This is a genomic window from Rhizobium sp. BR 315 (assembly GCF_050577975.1).
GTDB lineage: Bacteria > Pseudomonadota > Alphaproteobacteria > Rhizobiales > Rhizobiaceae > Rhizobium > Rhizobium miluonense.
The window spans coordinates 1-568 of sequence record NZ_JARWKZ010000174.1; the positions used below are offsets into that span (position 1 = coordinate 1).

The 568-nt window shown below is 33.3% G+C and carries 2 protein-coding genes; both read right to left on the bottom strand.

The window, feature by feature from the left end; all coding sequences use genetic code 11:
* Window positions 1-288 (bottom strand): hypothetical protein (locus QD409_RS35610; protein ID WP_430765063.1); only part of this gene is annotated, 288 nt, incomplete at its 3' end.
* Window positions 288-568: hypothetical protein (locus tag QD409_RS35615; protein WP_430765064.1), on the bottom strand; the 281-nt coding region annotated here is incomplete at its 5' end. The genes QD409_RS35615 and QD409_RS35610, both read right to left, overlap by 1 nt.

Genomic DNA, 568 nt, shown 5'->3' on the forward strand with positions numbered 1-568 from the left:
AGTCATTGTATTTATAAATCTGTTTCTCTGTATCATGGATTCTTGGTTATAGATACGCTCCACGCTAATTTTCATTAGTACTATGAACCCGTAAGATACACCTACAACTCCAGCAATTAGTGCCAACCACCAATAGTAGGTAAGAACATAAACACTGAAAAAACTAACCATAAAAGGAACTACTAAAGCCGTAAAAATCTCCTTTTTCATTAAAGGATTTCCATATGCAGTACGATAAGCATTCAGCTCATCTATACTCAATACTTTGCTTTCACCAAATAATTTCATTATTCCTCATCCCTTTTAAATCCTTCAAAGTCTGAACCCAATTCGTGAATTCTTTCAAAGAAGTCCTGACTAAGTTCTCCATATGATATATCTAATGAGCCATCTTTTTTCATTCTTTGTTTAAAAACTGTGGTAGCTGTGTGATCTCCATGAAACTCTACAATTTCCGATAAGAAACGTCGACCATTTATCTTTTTTAGATGAATGCCAAAATGAACATAACTATAGATATCATCTAAAAACATTTTATCGTCTACTTCATAACCAGATTTCGCCATAC